At 37.5% G+C, this 23966-nt stretch carries 16 protein-coding genes and 1 riboswitch; of the genes, 5 read left to right on the forward strand and 11 right to left on the reverse strand.

What is annotated here, in order from left to right:
- The first annotated feature begins 33 nt into the window (after positions 1–33).
- Positions 34–834 (forward strand): SGNH/GDSL hydrolase family protein, encoded by an 801-nt coding sequence (locus QNI22_RS23990; RefSeq protein ID WP_314514396.1) that lies wholly within the window; start codon positions 34–36, stop codon positions 832–834.
- Positions 835–895: 61 nt separating this feature from the next.
- Here the strand turns inward: QNI22_RS23990 and QNI22_RS23995 are convergent, their stop codons facing one another.
- The 6 genes from QNI22_RS23995 to QNI22_RS24020 form a co-directional block, all read right to left on the reverse strand.
- Positions 896–4369 carry a family 43 glycosylhydrolase gene (locus QNI22_RS23995; protein WP_314514397.1) on the reverse strand — a complete coding sequence of 1158 codons (3474 nt, stop codon included), beginning with the start codon at positions 4367–4369 and terminating at the stop codon, positions 896–898.
- A 538-nt stretch (positions 4370–4907) separates the two neighbouring features.
- Positions 4908–7580 carry an ABC transporter permease gene (locus tag QNI22_RS24000; protein WP_314514398.1) on the reverse strand — a complete coding sequence of 891 codons (2673 nt, stop codon included), beginning with the start codon at positions 7578–7580 and terminating at the stop codon, positions 4908–4910.
- 37 nt (positions 7581–7617) lie between these two features.
- The gene (locus QNI22_RS24005) at positions 7618–10278 is read right to left on the reverse strand and encodes an ABC transporter permease (protein WP_314514399.1); all 2661 of its coding nucleotides are present in this window, start codon (positions 10276–10278) and stop codon (positions 7618–7620) included.
- Between the two features lie 43 nt (positions 10279–10321).
- Complete coding sequence (locus QNI22_RS24010; protein WP_314514400.1) at positions 10322–12436, reverse strand: FtsX-like permease family protein; 2115 nt, start codon at positions 12434–12436, stop codon at positions 10322–10324.
- Between the two features lie 47 nt (positions 12437–12483).
- Complete coding sequence (locus tag QNI22_RS24015; RefSeq protein ID WP_314514401.1) at positions 12484–12987, reverse strand: permease prefix domain 2-containing transporter; 504 nt, start codon at positions 12985–12987, stop codon at positions 12484–12486.
- Between the two features lie 9 nt (positions 12988–12996).
- Complete coding sequence (locus tag QNI22_RS24020) at positions 12997–13317, reverse strand: PadR family transcriptional regulator (RefSeq protein ID WP_313986485.1); 321 nt, start codon at positions 13315–13317, stop codon at positions 12997–12999.
- A gap of 378 nt (positions 13318–13695) precedes the next feature.
- On the opposite strand from QNI22_RS24020, the gene QNI22_RS24025 reads away from it, so the two are divergent.
- Both QNI22_RS24025 and QNI22_RS24030 read left to right on the forward strand, forming a co-directional pair.
- A complete protein-coding gene (locus QNI22_RS24025) occupies positions 13696–14412 on the forward strand; it encodes a hypothetical protein (RefSeq protein WP_314514402.1) in 717 nt (238 codons plus the stop codon).
- Positions 14413–14793: 381 nt separating this feature from the next.
- Entirely contained in the window at positions 14794–15240 is a 447-nt protein-coding gene (locus tag QNI22_RS24030) for a hypothetical protein (protein ID WP_314514403.1), read from the forward strand.
- A 59-nt stretch (positions 15241–15299) separates the two neighbouring features.
- Here QNI22_RS24030 and QNI22_RS24035 read toward each other — a convergent pair whose 3' ends face one another.
- The 5 genes from QNI22_RS24035 to QNI22_RS24055 form a co-directional block, all read right to left on the reverse strand.
- Positions 15300–16076, reverse strand: coding sequence for a phosphosulfolactate synthase (locus QNI22_RS24035; RefSeq protein ID WP_314514404.1), 777 nt, complete (start codon positions 16074–16076; stop codon positions 15300–15302).
- Positions 16077–16376: 300 nt separating this feature from the next.
- The gene (locus tag QNI22_RS24040) at positions 16377–17045 is read right to left on the reverse strand and encodes a redoxin domain-containing protein (RefSeq protein WP_314514405.1); all 669 of its coding nucleotides are present in this window, start codon (positions 17043–17045) and stop codon (positions 16377–16379) included.
- A 187-nt stretch (positions 17046–17232) separates the two neighbouring features.
- Positions 17233–18456 (reverse strand): sterol desaturase family protein, encoded by a 1224-nt coding sequence (locus QNI22_RS24045; protein WP_314514406.1) that lies wholly within the window; start codon positions 18454–18456, stop codon positions 17233–17235.
- A 244-nt stretch (positions 18457–18700) separates the two neighbouring features.
- Entirely contained in the window at positions 18701–19864 is a 1164-nt protein-coding gene (locus QNI22_RS24050) for a cysteine desulfurase family protein (protein ID WP_314514407.1), read from the reverse strand.
- A 225-nt stretch (positions 19865–20089) separates the two neighbouring features.
- Positions 20090–20193, reverse strand: a riboswitch (SAM riboswitch).
- A 225-nt stretch (positions 20194–20418) separates the two neighbouring features.
- A complete protein-coding gene (locus QNI22_RS24055) occupies positions 20419–20991 on the reverse strand; it encodes a DUF4468 domain-containing protein (protein ID WP_314514408.1) in 573 nt (190 codons plus the stop codon).
- Between the two features lie 614 nt (positions 20992–21605).
- Between QNI22_RS24055 and QNI22_RS24060 the strand changes: the two genes are divergently transcribed.
- Together QNI22_RS24060 and QNI22_RS24065 are read left to right on the forward strand one after the other, a co-directional pair.
- Positions 21606–22283: an SOS response-associated peptidase gene (locus tag QNI22_RS24060; protein WP_314514409.1), complete on the forward strand. Its 678-nt coding sequence runs from the start codon at positions 21606–21608 to the stop codon at positions 22281–22283.
- Between the two features lie 163 nt (positions 22284–22446).
- Positions 22447–23574 (forward strand): nitric oxide synthase oxygenase, encoded by a 1128-nt coding sequence (locus QNI22_RS24065; protein ID WP_314514410.1) that lies wholly within the window; start codon positions 22447–22449, stop codon positions 23572–23574.
- Positions 23575–23966: the final 392 nt, after the last annotated feature.

Consider the following 23966-nt stretch of genomic DNA (forward strand, 5'->3'; position numbering starts at 1 on the left):
TCAGGATTCTGTCTCAAGAGAAAATCTACCTTTATGGATATAACTAGTACCACTTCAACCAATACAAGAAGAAGCTTTCTTAAGAAAATAACCTTTGCAGGAGTAAGTTTAACCTCTGGCCTTTCGCCTATTTCTCTCGCATCTGAAAACGCATTTAGACATATACCTCCTAAAAAAGGATTAGTTATACTATTTCAGGGAGACTCGATTACAGATGGCAATCGTGGCCGTAATGATGATCCTAATCATATCATGGGACATGGGTATGCTTTTTCGGTTGCCAGTCGTGTAGGGGCCGATTTTCCAGACAAAAATCTGCTATTTTTCAATAGAGGTATTAGTGGCAATACAGTAGCAGATCTAGCCCTCCGCTGGCAAACTGATACATTGGATCTACAGCCAGATGTACTCAGCATTCTAATAGGGATCAATGATAGCTATGCAGCAATTGGCCAGAAACCAGGCATTACGATAGATAAATTTGAGAGTATATATCGTATGTTACTAACCCAAACGAAAGAGAAATTTCCGGATGTTATTTTTGTACTATGCTCTCCATTTGTACTACCTCTCAAAAAAGTAAAAGAACAATGGATACGATGGCATGAAGATGTTCTGGCCCGGCAAAAAGTAGTGGAAAAGCTGGCCAATGAATATCAGGCAGTTCTTGTAAACTTCCAGCCTGTATTCGATCAGGCAGTTAAGCGGGCGCCTCTAGATTACTGGATCTGGGATGGTATACACCCTACAGTACCCGGACATGAACTTATGGCGCGAGAATGGATCAGGCAGGTAAGCCAGCGACTTACGTTTTTGAAAAAATATGAAAAATAAACATACATATAAAAACAAGGCAGTTGAATGGACTATCCTGTTATATATATGTCATTTTTACTTATCGTGAAATCTTAACAGGAATGATTAATTCAAACTTCTGGAATTCCCCATATCCCTGCCTTTTTCCATAGGTAGCCTGATATAAACCAACCTGAACTGACTTACCAGTCCAGTCAGGACGTTGTATTGGGCTCCCAGGTAAATCCTTCCATAGAATACCGTCCTTACTACTACGCAGATAAAAGGAGTCCCCCATACGTTGTATCTGTAAATATTGGTCAAATTCCCAGGCAGACTGATTGTTGGTTTGTTCTCGTCCTTTAACAGAAAGGTTGGTAACCATATTTCCTACTCCCCACCCCGGAAAAATACTGCTCTGAATCAGACTTTCTCCAGTCTTTCTGTCTTCTTGAGGTAAGCGGACCATAAGTCCTACATCATTGGCTCCATTTGCTTTTTTCTCTTTTAATCCACTCACATCGACAATCTCTACTTGTACCACAAAGTCTCCAGTCACATTCTTATATAGAAATGGCCCCTTAGGAGTTGTTTCATCCCATCTGGAGTCACTTGATTCCAAATGTAAGTGATCGGCTTTACTAGTAATAGCCAAAGCAGTCTCATCCAAGTTCTTTCCTATATATCCATCCCATATAGTAGTATTAACTCCTTCTTTCAGAAAATCTTTCTCCGTCTCAAATACATCCTGTTTAATGATAAATTGGTTAGTCATCGTATTTACAGAAACAGGATCTGACGCCAATGATACATTGCCAAACGCATCCCGTACTTTCACTGTGTAGTTATATTTCTGGTTAGGTTGTAACCCATATACCATATACACAGGGTCATCCAGCCAGCCACTGGCTTTTTTAGTACCAGTCTCTTCAAACCAGTATTGTACTCCAGGTGCTGTATTACCTGCAGACATTTGAACCATTTGAGGACTGATGGCTTTCGGCTTTAATTGGAAGAATGGCTTTGCCAGTTTAACAGAAGAGTTTTTCCATTCTGTAAAGAATGTTTTAATCTCTCCTTCAGCAAACGGGTAATCATATATCTGATAAGATGTGAGATTTAGATTGCTTAGTGAAATACCCGACAAAGAATTTTCACTACCAGAAATAGGTTGTGTTTTAGTAAGAACTCCATTGATATATTTTTTTATTGTCTGATTCTGATGTACTTCAATCTGTTGTATCCATCCTTTACCAGACATAGCAACCATTATAGTTGAATAGCTCTTCTGTAATCTGGAGACTGCCTGTCCTTTCCAGTCCAAAGAAATGCCAGGAGGTATTACAATGGCTATCTTTTCATTGAGATCTTTTACAACTACAGATCCTTTATTCACAATGAATTCACTTGCTCCATACCCTTCATTTACAATCTTGGAGGTAGAGCCATAAACCAATTTGGTTGCCATTAAACTTACCAATACATGCGATTCATTTTCCTGTTGTGACAATGCAATTACCTCGTCTTTAGACAAAGGCTTATCATAGACTTTCAACGAAGAGAGTGCACCGGAAAAGAAAGCAGTTTTATCTCCATTTGCACCAATTACCAATGGTTGATCTGATTGTACAAATAACATCCGGCGATCTTCCTGATCCTGCTTCCCATCCACATATATACGTTCCATAGTACCATCAAACGTAATAGCTATATGATGCCATTGAGTTGCTTCCGGCAAGGATTTATAAGGCAAATCCGGCCATCCCCAATGTGCCACAGCTCCCCAGTTCCGGTTACGGCCATACCCTATTGATACGTTACTCAGGTCACGTCCACCTCGTGGTGTCCAGCAAACAACAGGCTCCTCCTCTCCTATTTCCGGATTATATATCCACATAGCTACTGTCCATGGACTATTTCCAGCTAATGAGGGCAGTGCATTCACACTTGATTGAAAATATTCTCTCCCTGAAAATATAAGAGCCTTTCGTCCTGCAATCAGGTCTACATGCGGAATACGGGTTGATGCAACATGTATAGTACCTTCCAGATTTCCTGTATTACTCCACTCATGGACTAGTTTTCCTAATGGTAATGAGTCTACACTTAAATCCAGTAACAACCCTTTCCGGGTCACTGGTTGATGAGCAGCCATAACAGGTTGCTGACCAGGTGCTACTACCTGTCTATCTGTAGAATAGACTTTAATATTCCAGACAGCTTTATTTAAACCAGGATATTGGGTGTCTGTAATGGTTAATCGTAGGTAACGGGCTTTTACATTTCCTACATCTACCATTGGACTACCTACCTTTGTATTCTTCCGCTGATCGATATACACAGTCCATTGTTTTCCATCCAGTGAATACTCCCATAGATATTGATAATACCATGTCGCATATTCAAATTGTGTATGAATACGTTTTACAGGTTGTATACTTCCCAGATCAATCTGTAACCATGTATCACTGGTATTATCACGAGGTTTCCATAAAGTACCGTTGTTATCATCTACCGCAAACTCTGGTTTGAAATCTGCATCATAATAAGAGGAAGCTGTTACTGACTTTGCAAAAGCCAGATTAGGAGCTGTTTCTTCTAATGGCCCTAGAGGGCCAATGCCTGTATGAGTAGGTACTATTTTCTCAATATTTCCTTCAGCATCAAATACCATTTTGTCAGCACATACCTGACGGTGATATCCGCCATTGGAATGGGGATTATTATGCCGATGATAAACTAAGTAATAGCTTTCTTTATGCTCAATCACAGACTGATGTCCCGGTCCATGCACTGTACCATCTGTGTTAGTGACCAGAATCGGGTTTGTTTTGCCATATTCAAATGGCCCCATAGGTCCCGTTTTGCTAAAAACATATTGTACCCGATAGGTATGGTCTTCGCAACGGCCTGAAGAATACAGTAAATAATAGATCCCATTACGTTTAAACATAAAAGGGGCTTCAAAGAAATCTTTTGCGATAGTATTAGGCAACTTGATCATTTTACTGAAGCTTTTCATATCATCATTCAGCAAGCCTATTCCACACCCACTATTGGGGTAAATGCCCCATGTCCCCCAAAACATATAAAATTTTCCATCATCGTCCCGAAAAGTTTGTCCATCCAATGTAATCACATCTGTAACCTGATAGTTTTTGACAATAGGCTTCTCATCTTCATACAATGGTGTCCAGGGTCCTACAGGCGTTTTTCCGGAAGCTCCATAGATTTCAACTGTAGGCTGGCAATAATACATATAGTATTTTCCATCATTGCCTTGTGTTACATCTGGTGCCCAGAAATGTGGAGTAGTAGGCCAGTTCATAGGCTGCATAGTCCAGTTGACAAAGTCTTTTGACACCCATACCTGTGAAGGACCAAAACCACCTCCATTTCCGTCAGTGGTAGCATAGATGTAGTAGGTATCACCAAATTTTTTGACGGTAGGATCTGCAAAATAGCCAGGAATAAGAGGATTCCCCACTCCTGGAGCCTGATGGTTACCAATTTGCTGTGCCTGCACCTCCAAAAGTACACACAACACAACAATACAAACAATAAAATATCTCATAGTAAGTGACAACAGTCAAACTCATCCCACAACAGGTAGAAACTAGTCGCTGGATTATATGCTCTGACTTTTAGAAGTATGAAGATAACAGAATAAAGAAATAGGTATAACCAAAGCCTATAATGTAGTCAGCGTATTCATCTGTCAGATACAGACTTAAAAAATACCACTTAGGCAGTGGTTTGATAGACATATATCCTTATCAAATAAAGATATTTACCTGATAAAATAGTGATACATTATTAATCTGTCTTAATACTATTTTCACTATTTCTCAGATTTTACTTGTGGCATAAGGTAGGAGCAGATTTTAAAATCAACTATCCTGTCATTTGCTATGATGTAGTTATACGAATTAAGTGATCTGGGAAAACAATGAAATCAATCCCAAATGACATGTCAGAATGGGGAGAACTGCAAAGTAAACACGATAAGTATTAAGAAAACATTTTCACTTCTAAATAAGCCAAGTCCTCTTTATCTGTTCTGTTAAACAGATAAAGAGGACTTGGTTGAAAATATCCTTTGCTCCCAAGAGTTATTCTGTCCTCAGACTTTTGACAGGATTGGTTAAGGCAGCTTTGATAGCCTGAAAACTTACGGTTATAAGTGTGATAATCAGTATACCTCCACCAGCTACTACAAATACCCACCAAACAATCGTAATCTTAAAAGCGAAGCTTTGTAGCCATTGACTCATCATATACCAGGCAATCGGAGTCGCAATACATAAAGCAATAGCAACCAATTTTACAAAATCTCTGGATAACAACACTATAATACTGGATACTGTAGCTCCCAACACCTTGCGAATACCGATTTCCTTGATTCTGGACTGTGTAGTAAAAAGAGTTAATCCAAACAAACCTAGACATGCAATCACTATTGCCAGAAAGGTAGACACCTCTATCATCTGTTCAGTACGTATTTCGTTCTGGTAAGCCTGATTTAGTGTGTCATCCAAGAAGCTATATTCAAATAGGTGATTGGGAAAAGTGGCAGTCCAGATCTTTTCAATATACGCCAGTGTTTCCTTAATAGATTGGCTACTCAGTTGTTCACTTTGCAGTTTGATACTTCCCTGATAAAAATGTTTGGGAACCACCATCATCAAGGTAGGATCAATATTTTGGTGCAGGGAATTGACATGAAAGTCTTTTACTACACCTACAATGGGCACCGATTCTTGACTGTCGCCATAAAAGGCAACCTGTCCGATTGCATCCTGAGGCCGCTGTACGCCCATCCGATGAAGAAATATTTCGTTAGCAATAACTTTAGGCAATGTATCTCCTTCACGGAAAACTTCTCCTTTCAGCAACTGAATGCCATATGTATCAATATAATTCGCATCAACCATTTTCATCTGGGTTTTAATCCGGACCACAGTATCCTTCAGTCGATACTCCATCATTTGCATCCAGTTACTTTCTGCAGAGGCACTGTTGAAGGAAAAACTCACGTTTTTAATCTGAGCTGACTGCAGTAACCGTGTACGTAACAATTGAAGCTTTGCAGGACTATTATCAGGTAATCCTACTGTAATGATGGCGTTTTTATTAAATCCCAGATCTGCATTCTGAAAAAAAGAAAGTTGCTGCCGGATCAACAATGTACAACTAATGAGAACCAGTGATACTGTAAACTGAGCTATTACCAACCCCTGACGTAAAGTAAATCCTCGATTTGTAATCGTCTTGTTATTGCTTCTTAGAGCCCATATTGGAGCCATTGCCGACAAATAAAATGCAGGATAGGCACCTGCCAGCAACACGGTTGCTACAAACAAGCAGCTTACAATAGCGCCTGTCTGCCAGGAGAAAAGATCTGTAATCGAAAGCCTTACACCCAGAATGGAGTTTATTACAGGTAACAGGCCGTATACAATAGGAGTTGCAAACAGAATGGCAATTGATGCAATCAATGCAGTTTCGATCAGAAACTGATATATAAGAGCCAAGCGATTACTACCTACAGCCTTACGTACTCCAATTTCCTTAGCCCGTTTAATAGCCTGTGCAGTAGTCAGATTGATAAAATTGATGCAAGCAATACACAAAACAAAAATACCTATCCAAAGTAAAGTCTTAAGAAATGTTGGATTTGCAGTGTGCCCACTGAAACTGGATGTATAATGCAATTCATGTAGAGGAGCTAATAAAAACTGTTTTTCAGCCACAGCTTCTTTCCCCATATATTTTGTAATGATCTCAGGAAAATGTCGGCTCACTTGTTGTGGGTCAACACTCTCTTTCATTAGAGCAAATATCTGAAAATCATCGCCCCACCCATTCCATTTGTTAAGATCAAAATCAGGCATTATCTCTGAAATAGATGCAAATGAGATCAGCATATCAAATGGAAAGCTCGTTGTAACAGGATAATCTTCCACTATGCCTACTATCATCAAATTGTGTTTGCTATCATATTGTAGTATCTTACCTAATACCTGAGTTGTGCCAAATATTTTTTCAGCCTGTGAACGGGTTACAATTATAGTATTAGGCTGAGACAAACCAGTTTTAGGATTACCAGCAATCCATGTATAGTCAAAGGTTTGAAATAACTCATTTCCAGCAAACACAACTGGTTCCTTAAACAATGTTCCAGATATGGGTTCCTGAATAGTTACACCACCCCTTTTGTACATAGGTGCTACAACCTCGATTTCTGGTATATCATTACGCAAGGCATGCACTAATCCAGTATAGTTACCTGGATAGGTATGCCCTTCTTTTATATTTCGGCTTTCCACTCTATAAATTCTGTCGCCTTTTGAATGATAGGTGTCATAGCTCTCTTCATGAATCACCAGCAAAGCAACTATCAGACAAGTAGCGATGCCCAAAGCTAATCCCAGAATGTTGATAGCAGAAAACACTTTATTGCCTGCAAGATTTCTCCAGGCAAAGCGGATATAATTGCGTAGCATACCTATTTGATTTATGGATGAGTATGTAGTTAAAAGTGGTGGAGATATATTACCTCTGGTTGGCATATAATAATCTTTTCTTTCCGGTAAGGGTCTGAGAAATCCAAGTGCCTGCCTAATGTATCTCCAGCGAGCTTTCGGAACACCCATTTCCTCCACCCACACGTCAAAGAGTTCATCAAGATCACCTTGTATCTCTTCTGATAAGCCCTCTGGCAAACGGTAGTGAAGTACTCTTTGAGCCCAGCGGGGTGGCTGTGGTTTTTGTTCATGCGCCATAAAGACAGTTCGATTAGCTTAGAAGCAGTGTCTGTAATTACTCATTTCTCAGACTCTTCACTGGATTGATTAAAGCCGCCTTAACAGCCTGGAAGCTTACCGTTAATAAGGTAATCAAGAGAAGACCCAACCCAGTAGCGACAAAGATCCATCCGGGAATGTTGGTACGATATTGATAATCCTGCAACCAACTATTGAGGAAATACCAGGCAATAGGAGTTGCAATTATAAAGGCGATCAGCACTAGCCATACAAATTCTCTGGAAAGTAATTGCCACAAACTGATTACTGTAGCTCCTAATACTTTACGAATACCAATTTCCTTTGTGCGTTGTTCGGCCACAAACGACGCTAAGCCGAATAGACCTAAACAGGAAATGAAAATGGCAAGACTTGCAAATACAGAGGCTAGTTTACCTATACGTTCTTCTTCTTTGTATTTAGCAGCAAACTCTTCATCTGCGAATCGATAGTCAAAAGGGGTAGCTGGATTGTGTTTCAGGAACAACGTTTTAATTTTATCAATAGCTTGAGAAGTATTGGCCTGCGGGCTGATTTTAATATCAATCAAGCTTAGTCGTTTGAAGGTATCAATATAGAAAATAGTTGGCCGAATAGGATCATAGATAGATTGGGTAACCATATCTTTTACCACTCCTATAACAGTATACTGCCCACCAAACGCCTTGACTACTTCTCCAAGAGGTTGTTTAAATCCCATGTATTTTACAGCCGCTTCATTGAGAATAAATCCGGAAGAATCTGTAGAAAATGCCTCTGAGAAGTCTCTTCCTGACTTTATCTTCCAGTCTACTGTCTTTCCAAACTGATGGGTAACTCCTACGGTGACAATCTCATCCTGTAAACCTGGATCTTTTCCTCTCCATTGAAAGCCTCCGTTGGTAACCCATGCGTTGGTAATAGCACTTTCGGACTGAGCCATTGAGCTCACCATTCTGGTGTTCATTAAGTCATTTTGGAAAGCGTTATAATGATCATGGCTCTCCTGAGTTTTCATAGGAATAGTCAGCAACCCTTTTCGATCATAACCCAGTGGACGATCTTTCGCAAACTGAATCTGCCGAAATACAACCAAAGTCCCTACAATCAGAAATACTGAGACAGTAAATTGTACTACAACCAGTACTTTACGTGGAGCAGCAGCAAATCTACCTACCCGAAATGTTCCTTTTAATACCTTAACCGGATGAAAAGAAGATAAATATAAGGCTGGATAACTACCTGCTAATAGCCCTGTAAACAAACAAAAGCTTATACATGACAGCCAGAACCAGGGACTTACCCATAAAATGGATATTTTTTTATCTGCTATCTCATTAAACAAAGGCAAAGTAAGGACTACCAAAAGTATTGCAATAACCAGAGCTAAAAATGCCACCAATAGTGATTCACCTAAAAACTGGCTGATTAACTGACCACGATCTGAGCCAACAACTTTTCGAACACCTACTTCTTTTGCACGTTTTTCAGAGCGAGCAGTTGACAGGTTCATGAAATTGATACAGGCTAGTACCAATACAAATGCCCCAACAATACCAAACAGCCATATAAACCGAATCTTTCCTCCTACACTGACACCATTCTCGAATTCAGAATACAAGTGCCATTGGCTCATTGGATGTAGAAAAATCTCTGGATTAAACCGAAGGTCATCTTCACCTTTTATATTATCACGTTTTACATATTTAATTTTTTCAGAAACCTGATTTATGTCTGTGTGATCCGCAATTTGTACAAATGTCTGAAACCAGCTATTACCCCAGCCTACCTTATCTTTCAGGTTCTCACTACTAATAAGCAGATCCCAGGGAGCAATAAATGTTATATTAGCAAACGTAGAATTGACAGGAAGGTCTTTGTATACTCCTGTTACCTTTACATCCATCTTATTGTTAATCTTTATTAACCTCCCTATAGGATCTGAATCTCCAAAAATAGCTTGAGCAACAGTTTCAGCCAATAAAACCGAAGAGGGGTCTTTTAAACCATCTATTGATCCTTTTATCTTGATCAGACTAAGCATTTCCGGACCACCTGGTTCCATATAAATACCACTCTTCACCAGTGTCTTATCTCCAGCCTTAAGGATATGATCGCCAGGCCATGAAGTTCGGACTATATGTTTGAAGTAATTTCCATAAGAACTTTCAATGGCAGGCCCTAATTGCATTGCCTGTCCCAACCAGGTTTGCACTCGTCCATCAATAGTCTGATTTTGTACTACTTGTGCAATGCGATCATAGTTTTTATGATATCTGTCAAACGAAACTTCGTCATAAATCCATAACCCAATAAGCATAGCCACAGCCATCCCTATAGCGAGTCCACCAATATTGATAAAGGAATATCCTTTGTTTCGGGTCAGATTCCGAAAGGCGATCTTAAAGTAGTTACGGAACATACTTATCTGAGTTATAGTGGAAGGTGTAGTTAAAAGAGATGGTGGCAAAACATCTCTTGGTATATAGGATTGTTTTCTTTCTGGCAAGGGTCTGAGAAATCCGAGAACCTGCCCAATGTATTTCCAGCGAGCTTTTTGAATACCGAATTCATCTACCCACAAGTCAAAGAGTTCATCCAGATCGCCCTGAACCTCTTCAGACAATCCTGTAGGTAAGCGATACTGAAGCAACCTCTGTACCCATCGAGGAGGCCGTGTTTTTTGTTCGGAACTCATAGAAATAAGTAAGTTATTTTGCTAAAGAAGTATTATTTCTCTTTTACTCACTTCTCAAGCTCTTGACAGGATTAATAAGTGCTGCTTTGATAGCCTGAAAACTCACGGTCATCAAAGTAATCAGCAAAGCCCCCATACCTGTCACTGCAAAAATCCACCAGGATATCTGAGTATGATACTGATACTTTGCCAGCCAATCATTCAGAAAATACCAGGCTAAAGGGGTAGCAATCGCAAAAGCAATCAATACTAATACAATAAACTCCCTAGAAAGTAATTGCCATAGACTGAGGATAGTGGCTCCTAATACTTTGCGGATACCTATTTCTTTGGTCCGTTGTTCAGCTACAAAAGAAGCCAATCCGAATAAACCTAAACAGGAAATGAAAATGGCTAACGTAGCAAATACAGAGGCCAATGTCCCTATTTGTTCTTCTGCTGCAAATTTCAATGCATATTCCTGATCAGCGAATGTATAGTTGAATGGAGCGGAAGGAACGAGTTTTTTAAAAACAGCTTCTATCTTACTCAATGCTTCACTGGTATTTGCATAAGGGGTAAATCTGATATTGATCCAGTTCAGATTTCCATCCAGATAAAAAACAGTAGGGACCGCTTGATCAAAAGGAGAAACCATCACCATATCTTTTATAACACCAATAATGCGATAGTTCTTTGCTTCACTACCAGAAGGTGCCCAGGTAACTACTTCTCCAATGGGTTGTTTCAAGCCCATAAACTTCAATGCAGCTTCATTGATCACAAATCCGGTAGAATCACTGGCAAGTTCCTGAGAAAAATCCCGACCAGCTACAAATTGCCATCCTACTGTTTTTCCATAGGCAGGAGCAACTGTCAACGTTGCAAAATCCGTCTGTAAAGAAGGATTTTTGCCTCGCCAAGAGAATCCGCCGTTACTTGACCAGATATTTGTAACAGGGCTGGAAGATTGAGCCATTTCAGCAACAACTCCTGTCCTGTTTAATTCATCTTTAATTGCATCATACTTAGTATAGAATTCGGTTGTCTTCATTTGAACCATCAGGAGACCATCCCGCTTATACCCAACCGGTCTGTTCTTAGCATACTGGATTTGCTGATACACAATCAAGGTTCCTATAACAAGAGTGACGGAAACTGTAAACTGTGCAACAACCAAGACTTTACGTGGAATAGAGGCAAATCTACCTACCCGAAATGTTCCTTTTAATACCTTAACCGGATGAAAAGAAGATAAATATAAGGCTGGATAACTACCAGCAATCAGGCCTGTAAACAGAATAAATATCAGTGAGATCAGCCAAAACCATGTATTGCTCCAAGGCATGACAATCTGCTTGTCAGCCAAATCGTTAAAGAAACCGATCGCGATGCTTGCCAGACCCAAGCAAATCACAAAGGCCAATACTACAACAAGAAACGACTCACTAAAAAACTGCCAGATTAGCTGTGTTCTCTCAGAACCAATTGCTTTACGGATGCCTACTTCCTTAGCGCGTTTCTCACTTCTGGCAGTTGACAGGTTCATGAAATTGATACAGGCCAATACCAATACAAATACACCAATGATAGCAAACAGCCACACGTATTGTATCATTCCTCCTATGTTTGCTCCATTTTTCCATTCCGAATACAGATGCCATTTGTTCATTGGATGAAGAAAGATCTGAGGATTAAAGCTTACATGTTCTTTGTCATCTCTGATATTATTTAGAATGGCATCTTTGATGGAAAGCGAGGCGTTTTCAAACGTAGTATGAGGAGTAAGCTGTACATAAATGTCCAGAAAGTTATTTTTAAACCCTTGTGTAGTCATCCAGGAATTAACAGAGACAAACAAATCCCAGGGTGCAAAAAATTGTACTCCTGCAAAATGTGAATTGTGAGGCAGATCTTTATACACACCTGTTACCTTTACATCCATTGCACTATAATTCTTGATCTGCAATACTTTTCCCATAGGGTCTTGCTCTCCAAATAAAGCCTTAGCAAACGACTCAGAGATCAACATAGAATGAGGGTCTTTCAAACCATTGTAGTTTCCCTTTAGCATTTTCAGAGAAAATACTTCAGGTGCACTAGCATCAATAAATTCACCTTTCTGTGAAAGAGTTCTATCTTCGATGGAAAGAATATGATCCTGCACAGGCCAAGCCATAAGTACCTGTTTAAAGTTTGCTCCATACTTGGTTCTAAGTTCTTCTCCTAGTGCATAGGGTAAGTATTGTACTGTAAATGTTTCCCATTGGCAGTACCATTTCGAAGTACTCGAGCAATAGAATCATGATTTTCATGATATGAATTAAATGATATTTCATCATAGACCCATAGTCCGATAAGCATAGCCACAGTCATCCCTATAGAGAGTCCACCAATGTTGATAAAAGAATATCCTTTGTTTCGGGTCAGATTCCGAAAGGAGACTTTAAAGTAGTTACGAATCATACTCATTGGACTTGGATTAAATGATGTGTATAACAGAGAGGGAGGAAGCTCTGATAATTGTTTTTGTTCTCTAACTGGCAATGGCCTTATAAACCCAAATACCTGACGTATATACTGATAGCGAGCTTTCTTTACTCCTATTTCAGCAACCCATATCTCATATAATTCATGCAAATCACCCAACATATCTTCATAGTTGGTGTCAGACAAACGCCATCTGATGATGCGGTCTATCCATTTAGGTGGCTGTGGTATGTCTTCCATAGTAGCAGCTTAGATCATCTTGGGAATCAGTTGCCAGAGTTGTTCACGCACCTGACGGATTTCACTCAGAATATGCCTCCCCTCGTGCGTAATTGTAAAGAATCGTTTCCTTCTACCACCTCTTTGAGCGGTTGCTCCACCAATCTCAGAGGTAACCAGTTTTTTTTCTTCCAACCGATACAAGGCAATATGCACTGCACTTAACTGAACAGATCGTCCAGTTCGTTGCCGAATGTCCTGATGGATCGCTGCACCGTAGGCTGCTCCATCCATAAAAGCAACAGTCAATAATATCAGTTCTTCAAATTCACCCAGATAGTCTCTATTCATGGCTCCAGATTTATTATCTTCATATTTGCTAAACAAATGCCTTGCCAAAATGAAAACAGCCTTCTATTAAGGCTAAAACACGCATATACAGCAAATTATATAAACAATATTGTCCGCTAATGAACAACAACGCGTTCACTAGCGGACAACTAAACTAAGGAGTTCTCAAACAGACAAACTAGGCCTCCCATTTATATCTCTCAAAATAGAAACAGTTTACAAGAAAAAAAATTGTAAAATTTACTTTTCAGTGAAAAGTATTTCATTCAACTCTTTAAATATTACTTTTTATCTCATTTTTTTATTTTCTCCACCCTTTGGCAAATGTTTTGACAACTTACACAGTAAATATCTACAACTTTCCCATCATTTTACTGTATGAAAACTATAAAACAAACACTCCTCTATTGCTGGTTTATACTGGCATTCCTATTTGTTTATCCGGAAGTTTCTTATGCACAGGACAAAGATATGGATTGGGCTCGTATCGATTCGTCTGGTGCTCATTGGGAAGTACGAACAGATGCCCAAACTCTTACCACAACAATTAAATTCTTTGATGAGGATGATAATCTGATTTATAGAGAAATTTTGAAGGGTCGGTATATCAAACTTAACACACGAAACACTCGTTTACTGGATAGTACTCTTCATAAATTAATAAGAAATAAATTATTAGGAGAACAACTACATGGCTATATATTGTCCGATCAACTTACATCTGCACGACATAAGCCAAGTGAACGATTAAAAACGTTAAGTCAACAAAAGACTGATACACTCCAAGGATCTCAACAAATTGAATGTCTTCTAGCATCAAACAAAAAGTTATATATTCAAATCAGAAACCCTGCAAGTAAGCGCATTTATATGAGGCTAATGAATGATAAGGAAGAATACTTCTTTGAGAAATCTTTATTTGATACTACGTATAATCAGAAACTGGATATTAGCGCCTTACCAGCCGGAGAATACTCGCTTCTGATTCATGCAAAACAAAAAAGCATTGTCTACCAACTTTCGATACGATCCATTTCACACCAGACAATGGACTATCAACTTCAAACAGACATAGCTAATATAAAAGATAGATAAGAGTCTTATACTGCTGATGCTGATAGTGTACCAACATCAGCATCAGCAGTAACAATATACTGTTTTTTAGCTTATTAGTAGGGTCTCACCTTACATCTCCTCTATTACTAGTACTGTTACCAATATCAGTTAGCAAGCATCTATCCTTATTTTCTCCAAAAAAATCATAAAAAAGAAATAATATCTTACATAACGTTGGAAATCCATCTATATCTATAGAAATTGCTGTCTGTAGTACCTCTACAAACACTTTTCACAAAGAAATATTCTTTTAGTCTGTAAAGACATATTTCCCATACAAAACCAGCCCAAAGTTTCATACGTAAGTTTTAGAAAAAGAAGGCCTTATAGGTATACTCTACTATTTAACGCAGATTGGTTTTGAAATTCTTAGCTGAGCGTAAATTGCTTGCCGCAAAAGTATTGAATCAAGGATGGGGATTTGTTCTTGCAGATACTGTGGTACTTATTGTATTCAATTATCTGAGAACTGGATTTCTAGCTCAAATGGAAGGTGCTAGCAGGTTAATTATTATGCTGGCTTCATTCTCTCTAATTCTGTTAATAGGATTATATTATCTAAAAAAACAGGAAAGAATTGCTCTTACCTACGAGGTAGTAGTATTGTTCACTATTCAACTTTCAATATTACCTCTGTTGTTCTTCCAGATCTACAATCTGGTAATTACACTGGATATATCTGAAAGCTATATACTGTCCAATATAATACAGTACACAATTATTATGGCTGTTCTAAATCTGACAATATCTCTGATTACATGTACACTATTTTTCTTTGTTACCAAATGGATTGATCAGTTACATTAAATGCAAAAGGTTAAGTAGGAGTTTACTTAACCTTTTGCATTTAATGTAATTATTTCATACTAATTAATGAACGTAAGAAAAGTATCACCTCGTAACCCTAATCGGATTGTCTCTACAGAGATAACTTCATTTGGTTCAATATTTCCCAGATTCACATTTGCCCCCAACAATTTTACAAACCAAACCTGTTGTGCTTTTTGTGGCGTTTCCCAGATGATATATTCTGGTGGGATCTGAGATAAGATTTCATCTACCAGACCAGGACGAACCTCCCCATTACTTCTAAAAATACCTGCAGTTCCAGATTCTCTGGCTTCTGCAATTACTTTCCATGCTCCTGCCTGCTTTTCGGCATTCATCATAGAAATCCATTTATAAGGTGGAATTATCTTTTCTCCATCCTTTGATCCTACTTCAGAGATGACTGTTACCTGTTGAGACAGAGCTTCTATATAATAACATTTCTCCTGATGAGGCATCTCAATAGATCCATCTGATACCTCTGCATGAGTCATACCAAACTCATCCAGCAATCTTCGATAATCATCAAATTGATTACGAATAACAAATGCTTCAAATAAGGTTCCACCAAAATATACAGGTAATCCTGCCTCTCTGTATAAAGCCAATTTCTTCCTTAAATTAGGTGTCAGATAAGAAGTAGCCCAGCCTAATTTTACAAGATCTGTCAATTCAGATCCTTTTTCTATAAAATCACTTGCCTCCCGCAAACTCATTCCCTTATCCATAACCATTGTCAAACCTGCCTCACGAGGTTTCACAGCTCTTTCAGGAAGCTGCGTCAGATGATAGTTTAAATACGATTCTGCATTCATAGAATAAGACTCAGAAATAAAATTGATAGTGGTTTTTAGTTTGATTTTCTCACAGATAATTTTATGTTACTATATTCTGACAAACAATTTGTCAGACTTTCAACTTTCAAAGAAACGTGCAATTGTTCACATCCACAATATAATGCATAGAAATTCGCATTTTTATCAATTCAATAGGAACTATAACCAGCTATTTTACAGCGTTTAATGCTTTTAAACAATAAAACCACAGATGAGGCATCTGTGGTTTTACTAAGCGCAAAACATCCCTAAAAATAAAAAGGCCTAATTCCCTTTTTATCAGGCACTTTGTCGAATATCCCTCACTGTATAGATAGCAGTAAGGACCTCTCGAATATCATAAAGATTACTAAGATCTTCCGTATAGAAACTATGCACGACAACTTCGTTCGAGGCAATTACAAATGTAGCAGGAAATGGTACTTCTCCATTAATACCAGAAATACGTTGCCAGAAAGGATAAATAGAGGAATATACCCCAAACCGCTCTGCTACCTGATTATTCTGATCATGAATGAAGTTAAACTGTAATCCGGTCTCTTTGATAAGCTTGGATATTTCATCTGTCTCCAAAGGAGTTAGTACAAGTAGTTGTCCTCCAAGCCCTGAAATTTTTTGATGTGATCTATCTAATAAGTCCAGATGTAACTTGCTATATTCTCCCCACGCTGGAGTATAAAAGCTAATAACCAGTGGTTTGTACTCAACCAAGTCAGCAATAGATACTGTTGAATGAGAGAATAAGTGTCCAGGTAGCTGTTGCCATACACCTTGTTGACGTGATAATTCAGCTGAAGGAGCTTTTTCGCCAACTGTTAGTGGTTGAGGGATAAGAGTCTTTTCAGCAAAAAAACGTGTTGAATAATCCGCTATTGAGTTTTCAAATGCAAATTCAGGTTGAAAATCAGGAATAAAAGGAAGAGATCGGGCATTTATATGAGATTGCATATATGTCGTTTTTTAAAGTCTACAGATAAGTTTATAAATAATGTCCTTAGATATAGGACTGAAAAACAGTTCTCCGACAACTCCCTCAGATTTCCTGTTTAAAATAATGCTAGATTTAGTTGGCAATCACCAACAACAATAGCATGCATAAGAGGCAAAATAATGTAACATAAACCTCACATAAGAATTAAGATGCAACAGCAGAACCATAGATCAAACGCAGATACTGTTTTTCAAACCAAGTAAAGAAGCAGATCAGAGTTACTACAAACAGGCTACCAAATACAACTATACTTGTTGGCCCAAAATATATATAGGCAAATAATGTAGCTGTTGCCAACCGCGTATATTCCAGGTAAAAGACCCATGTCCGCTGTTCTAGAATGGCACCACAATTAATGAGTGTCAATACTATTAATAGTGCTACTCCTATCTGTAGGCTAAGTGAAATCTGATGCTCAAATAAAATAACCAGAAACAAACTAAGAAGTACACTTCCAATCTGCCATATGACATAATTTTTAAATCGTATACCACTAGCATTTACTGACTTATTAAAAAGGAATCTTTGTTCCAATTTCTCTCTTACATATTCAGGAACCAGATCAGGACCACCAAAAATGATTTTTATTTTATTGCCCCACCCTTGGGTATGTTTGACTGTATACATTAGTTCCAGTATAAAATGGAAGTGCTGCCATAAAAAGCTATGACTGTTCAATGGCTTCGTTAAACCATAATGAGGTTCTTCCTTTTCTTCAACAAAAGTCCCGAAAATCTTATCCCAGATAATAAGAACATCTCCATAGTTCTTGTCCAGATAATGCTCATCTGAAGCATGATGCACCCGATGATGAGAAGGAGTTACCAATATATATTCCAGTATTCCCAGTTTGCCAATAGTACGTGTATGAATGAAGAAAGGATATGCACCATGAATTAATAAAATACTTGTAATCATCTCTGGTGGAAACCCGATCCAGGGTAGTACAGACCAAAAAACAACCCGAACCAATGCCTGAAAAACAGTAATACGTGCAGAAACAGTATAGTTAAAATCTTCACTTTGATGATGTACTACATGTACACTCCATAATAAGCTAATTTCATGAGCCAGACGATGATACCAATACCAGACAAAATCAGTGCATAGGAACAATGCCAGCCACAATAATATGCTTGGTTTGATATCAAATAAAGCAAAGTGAGTGTGTATGTATGTATAGAAATAATAGAAAATACCAACTGTAAATAAATCTGCAAGTCTTTCAGCAATGCCAATACTTATATTGACAATAGACCTGTCAAAATGGAAATAATCTTCTTTCTGTTGTTTTCTTGCGACCCAATATTCTAATGCTGTAAACAATAAGAAAATGGGAATTGCAAATGCCAGATAATTTAATTTCATAGTAAACAAGACCTTTATTGAAATATAAGTGGATAATCTTCTTTCAGTTTTTAATACCCTGGCAACAGCCTGAGAATAAGAAGAATACATTTACCACCATATATTTTTTATTCTATTTAGCCATTGCTCAGGGTATTTAAAACAGATCTTTTCATCTCACTTTACAAAAATACATAATTCCTATAGATTTTATAGAGATTATCATAAAAAATTTTCACTTTTTATATAAAGCACTAAAAAACAATCACTTAACCGCACCAGCATACTGTAATACATTTTGGGGTTCATAAATATTTGATAAAACCTTAACCAAGTAATCCACTTCTGCCAAGGTATTGTATTTACTAAATGAGAAGCGAATATTCTCTAGTTCCAGATTACGCCCCAACTGTCTAAGTACATGTGAACCATGCTCTACCAGATTTGAACAAGCACTTCCTCCTGATACATATATTCCTTTTTCATTCAGTATATCTACCAAAGCTCTATCACCTAAAGCAGGAAACCCGATATTAACAATAGAGGGAAGGCTCTTATCCTGTTGATCGCTATCTCCATTAAAGGTAAGTTGAGGAAATACTTCCTTCAATCTTCGGATAAGATAACCTTTTAATTTTTGCAGATATTTCTGTGTGTCATCCAGGTTCTCATAGGCAAGTGATAAGGCGGTTGACAAACCTACAATACCAGCAACATTTTCAGTACCCGCTCTCAAACTTTTTTCCTGAGAGCCACCATGTATCAATGGTTGCAAATGGATCTGTTTATTTACATAGAGAAAACCAATTCCTTTGGGCCCATGAAACTTATGGGCTGAACCAACTAAAAAATGAACAGGGACCTTTGATAGATTTAACTGCCTTTTCCCTAATGTCTGAACCGTATCAGAATGAAAAACAGCTTTATAGGTGCGACATATATTTCCAATTTCTTCTATTTCATTCAGATTCCCAATTTCATTATTTCCGTGCATCAGACTTACAAAGGATGCTGGATTCTTTTGTAATAAGTATTGAAGGTGCCCAAGATTAACTCTACCCCATGCATCTGTCTCAACCAGACTAACTCTTATCTGATAATTCTTCCGATAAAAATCCAGGCTTTTTAACACTGAATCATGTTCTAAAGGGCTTGTTATAAAATGCCGGAAACGTAACGTGTGAATACTCCCTGCCAATGCCAGATTATTTGCTTCTGTGGCTCCAGATGTAAAGAAAATCTCTTCAGGTGAAGCATGTAACAGAGTAGCGATTGTATTCCTGGCTGATTCTACTGCGTCTTTAGCCCGTCTTCCATATTGATGTGTTGATGAAGGATTACCATGATGCTTACCTAAGTAAGGTAACATAGCTTCTAATACCTGCGAATCTAAAGGTGTTGTAGCTGCATTATCGAAGTATATTTCCATAAAGTTGTACTAAAGAATAATAAGTGAAAAGATATGGAACAGACATAATAGAACTTTCTCTTCATAAGAGTTAGTATGTTCAGGCTATCTAAACATAGATATAGTGTCTGAGTAGAGGTCTAACCTCTTGTGTTGTTAATGTGATACAGAAAAAATGTATCTATCTCAGTAGCAACACATTCGTCCGCAGGTAGAGTAATAAGTTGTTTTTAGCATACGATTGTTAATTTATATTTACCTATTCGGTCAGGATGTAGCACTGTTTCCGGGTGGTCAGAAAGTTGCTGGAAGTTCTGCGAGCCTGTTCTCTCCCTTCCTCTGTATAAATTAACTAATTAATGGTGGTATTAATTAGCAGGATTATGTCACAAATATATAGTCAGTTTATAACATAACAAACAATTTGTCTACTTTTTTTATAGACATTACAGAATTAGTTTATTCCATTTTAATATTCACTCATAACTCACTCATTATCAAATGCAAAAAAGCTTTATAGTAGAAACTATAAAGCTTTCCAATTAATTATATTAATCAACATTGAATCATATATATTAATTTCCCATCTGAGTTAGTAGAGTATCCTTTGCTTCATTTTCGTTTTTAGCCAACAACGCAGCTTTCTCTACAACATCCTTTACAGAAGCTACCATCTTGGGCATTTGTTGATTTATTTGTGTCCTTATATCTTTCCAAACCAGATCATACCAAGGTTTCTCTACTGCATTAATCTTATAGGGAAAGCTAGGAGTCATCAGAATGGTATGAAATCGTATCTTTCCTTCATGTCTAAAATTTGTTATCTGATAACGAAAACCATCTTCTATAGCCACAAACTTAAAGTCAAACAAAATAAAACCTTTAGTAACTTCACTTGCTGCGTGTACATTACTATTATAGACCAGATAAGATGTTCCCTTTATTTCTCCTGCTCCTCTATCAGATTCTCGTATGGTTTCTTTAGGCATATATTCTTGCTGCCAGGAAGATAATTGTTTGTAAATCTCCTCTTTTTCTAGCTTATCTACCTTAATCTCTCCTGAAAACATCATTAACTCAGCGTGTTGAGCAATGCTTATTACACAGCTAATTAAAGCAATACCAATTGTCAGTACTAGTTTTTTCATAGTTAAAATATAATATGATTCACTCTTGTCTATTCCTGTAGACAAATATCTCACAAATTGTAAGAAGTTGTAGTTAACTAGTAATTGGACTATACGTGATAGGTGCATTATAACTATCTAAACATCTAATAATCGGTATAAAAATCCTGCTTTTACTATCTTTCTTATCGATTAACGTAAAAGTTTTTCCGATGAGACTGTTCTTTTTAGTACAATAAACATGTTTTATACCAGATAACTTTATCATATTAAAGGTTAAAAATACCAATACAACACTCTGTATATCAATTAATTAAAACTAAGCATACTCTATATACCCGAAAAAAGGATAAATTCTCATTAGTAAAACTTCATTCGTTTATATGAATTAGCTTACACTACCAGCCGCTGAGTTTTAGAAAAACTTACATATATAAAAAACAAGTATAAGTACTTAATCATCGCTTCATGTAAACAAACAGTTTAAGTAAATCGCTTTTTATGGCAACCAAAGACAAATTATTTTGTTAATAAAGTTATTACGATGAGTGAAGTTGTTAATTCAACGAGGTATCCATATTTTCTGTATTTTTATGGCTTTGTTGAACCGTGTCTTATTGAATATTTGTGAGTGTATGTACGATCGTTATTCCTTTAGTCTTCCAAAAGAAAAAATTATACGTCGTTTTGAGATAAAGGTCCCAGGAACCATAGAACCTCAATACAATATTTCTCCGGGAAATACTATATCTGTTATTACTGATCTGCAGCCTAAACAGTTGACAAAAGCGATATGGGGTATTTCAGAGAACAGAAAAACACCAATCCACAAGGTATTTATCAAACAGGATACTCAAAAGACAACTCCTCAAACAACCCAGTTACTCACACAACGTTGCATTATCCTTGCGGATGGATTTTATCTCTGGAAAAAAGTCTCCTATAAAAGTCGTATTCCTTACCGTATTACACTTAAGTGGAATATACCATTTGCCTTTGCAGGTGTATGGCAATATGACTCACAAAACAACAACCAGATCTCATGTGCCATGATTACCACAGATGCCAATGAACTAATTGCTCCTATCTCTACCAAAATACCTCTTATCCTTCCGCTTGAACAGGAAAAGGCCTGGTTAAAAACAGAGACTACACTACAAGAAATACTTCCTCTTATTAAACCCTATTCTAGTGATCAGCTCCGTTTGTTCCCTGTTTCGGGCCAGATTAATCAACTAGATCTTAATACGCTTGAAGTTACACTTCCATCTCAGCCAACAGATCAATTTGGTAATTATGTATTGTTTGAATAGGATTTTTTCTCTGGCAATACAACTTATGCCTGAAGCACCAGATTTATTTTTCTATTTATATCTGATTAACAAATAGTTATTCCAAACAATATTTGCCACTCCTTCTGTCTCGAAACTATATCAAAACTATTCTGGTTTTCACTCAGAATACCACTGATAAAGCATGCATCCCGATTATTTGAAACAAGAAGCGGTAGAATTTATTACCCAGACATATACAGAACTCGCAATAACAGCAAATCTCAATACACGACTTAACCAGGTGGTTGATGATATAAATACCACAGGCACTTATATCCATACATTTGAGGAGTTGGAGTATGGTGCCAAATTAGCCTGGCGGAATAGCAACCGATGCATTGGCCGGCTATATTGGAAATCACTTAAGGTTCGAGATATGAGGCATCTGCAACATGAACACGATATATTTACTGCTTTACTTGATCATCTTGATTATGCTACTAATGATGGTAATATCCGTTCTGTAATCAGCATCTTTCCTCCCAAACACCCTTCACAAGAAGCAGGTATTCGTATACTCAACCACCAATTAATCCGATATGCAGGATATTATAGAATGGATACCCATACATATATCGGTGATCCGGCTCAACATGCTTTCACAAAAAAATGCCTACAGTTAGGCTGGCAAAGTTCACAAACCCCTTTTGATGTTTTACCTATAATCATACAACTACCCTATCAGCAACCATGTATGTTTACTATCCCACAGGAAAAAATAAAGGAGGTTCAAATCTCCCATCCTGATTACAAATGGTTTACAGATATGCATCTTCGCTGGTATGCCGTACCTGTTGTATCAAATATGAAGTTGGAAATGGGAGGAATCGAATATACAGCAGCTCCTTTTAATGGTTGGTATATGGGAACCGAAATAGGAGCTCGCAATCTGGGTGACACACAACGATATAACCTTTTACCTACAATAGCTCAGAAAATGGGGCTGGATACTTCTTCCAATCATACTTTATGGAAAGATCGTGCACTAATCGAACTTAATATTGCTATATTACACTCTTATCAAAAAGCTGGAGTCAAAATAGTAGACCATCATACAGCATCAGATCAATTTATGACACATAATGATCTGGAACAAAAAAATCAGCGTGAAGTATTTGCAGATTGGGATTGGATTGTTCCTCCTATTTCAGGATCTACAACTGAAGTTTTTCATGCTACATGGAAAACTTCAGTTCGTAAACCGAATTTTTTCTATCAGGAAGACTCTCAGTCTCCCGAAATCAAAACTTGTCAATGGAAATCAGTTTAACAATCTTCTCTGTCTAACCATTACTATCCACTAAATATACTATTAGTGATCCTTATTTTTTCCGGGATAAAAACAGGTTTACTTCACCAAAATTTCCCTCTGCATGCCTACTAATTTATCGATAATCTATTTAATATTACTTATGGCAGTAAATCGCTGATTTACACTAGCATAAAATAAAAATATAGAGTTTATTTGTTATATCAACCCGAGTGAGCACCCACAAAAATGCACTTGTATAGCAGGTATTCTACTCACCTAAAGCTTATAAAATCCAGCCACACTTCCATTTAAGTAGTGAAGGTATTAAATAGTATCTTATTGAACAGAATAGTAAGTTTATCTCTTCTTTCCCAGAACAATAGAATATATCCAGTAGTAGATCTTACACT

It is taken from the genome of Xanthocytophaga agilis, from assembly GCF_030068605.1.
Taxonomy (GTDB): domain Bacteria; phylum Bacteroidota; class Bacteroidia; order Cytophagales; family 172606-1; genus Xanthocytophaga; species Xanthocytophaga agilis.

Coding starts and splice junctions, on each gene's coding strand:
- QNI22_RS23990 (WP_314514396.1), top strand. CDS start 34: ATGGATATAACTAGTACCACTTCAACCAATACAAGAAGAAGCTTTCTT.
- QNI22_RS23995 (WP_314514397.1), bottom strand. CDS start 4,369: ATGAGATATTTTATTGTTTGTATTGTTGTGTTGTGTGTACTTTTGGAG.
- QNI22_RS24000 (WP_314514398.1), bottom strand. CDS start 7,580: ATGGCGCATGAACAAAAACCACAGCCACCCCGCTGGGCTCAAAGAGTA.
- QNI22_RS24005 (WP_314514399.1), bottom strand. CDS start 10,278: ATGAGTTCCGAACAAAAAACACGGCCTCCTCGATGGGTACAGAGGTTG.
- QNI22_RS24010 (WP_314514400.1), bottom strand. CDS start 12,436: ATGGCTTGGCCTGTGCAGGATCATATTCTTTCCATCGAAGATAGAACT.
- QNI22_RS24015 (WP_314514401.1), bottom strand. CDS start 12,987: ATGGAAGACATACCACAGCCACCTAAATGGATAGACCGCATCATCAGA.
- QNI22_RS24020 (WP_313986485.1), bottom strand. CDS start 13,317: ATGAATAGAGACTATCTGGGTGAATTTGAAGAACTGATATTATTGACT.
- QNI22_RS24025 (WP_314514402.1), top strand. CDS start 13,696: ATGAAAACTATAAAACAAACACTCCTCTATTGCTGGTTTATACTGGCA.
- QNI22_RS24035 (WP_314514404.1), bottom strand. CDS start 16,076: ATGAATGCAGAATCGTATTTAAACTATCATCTGACGCAGCTTCCTGAA.
- QNI22_RS24040 (WP_314514405.1), bottom strand. CDS start 17,045: ATGCAATCTCATATAAATGCCCGATCTCTTCCTTTTATTCCTGATTTT.
- QNI22_RS24045 (WP_314514406.1), bottom strand. CDS start 18,456: ATGAAATTAAATTATCTGGCATTTGCAATTCCCATTTTCTTATTGTTT.
- QNI22_RS24050 (WP_314514407.1), bottom strand. CDS start 19,864: ATGGAAATATACTTCGATAATGCAGCTACAACACCTTTAGATTCGCAG.
- QNI22_RS24055 (WP_314514408.1), bottom strand. CDS start 20,991: ATGAAAAAACTAGTACTGACAATTGGTATTGCTTTAATTAGCTGTGTA.
- QNI22_RS24060 (WP_314514409.1), top strand. CDS start 21,606: ATGTACGATCGTTATTCCTTTAGTCTTCCAAAAGAAAAAATTATACGT.
- QNI22_RS24065 (WP_314514410.1), top strand. CDS start 22,447: ATGCATCCCGATTATTTGAAACAAGAAGCGGTAGAATTTATTACCCAG.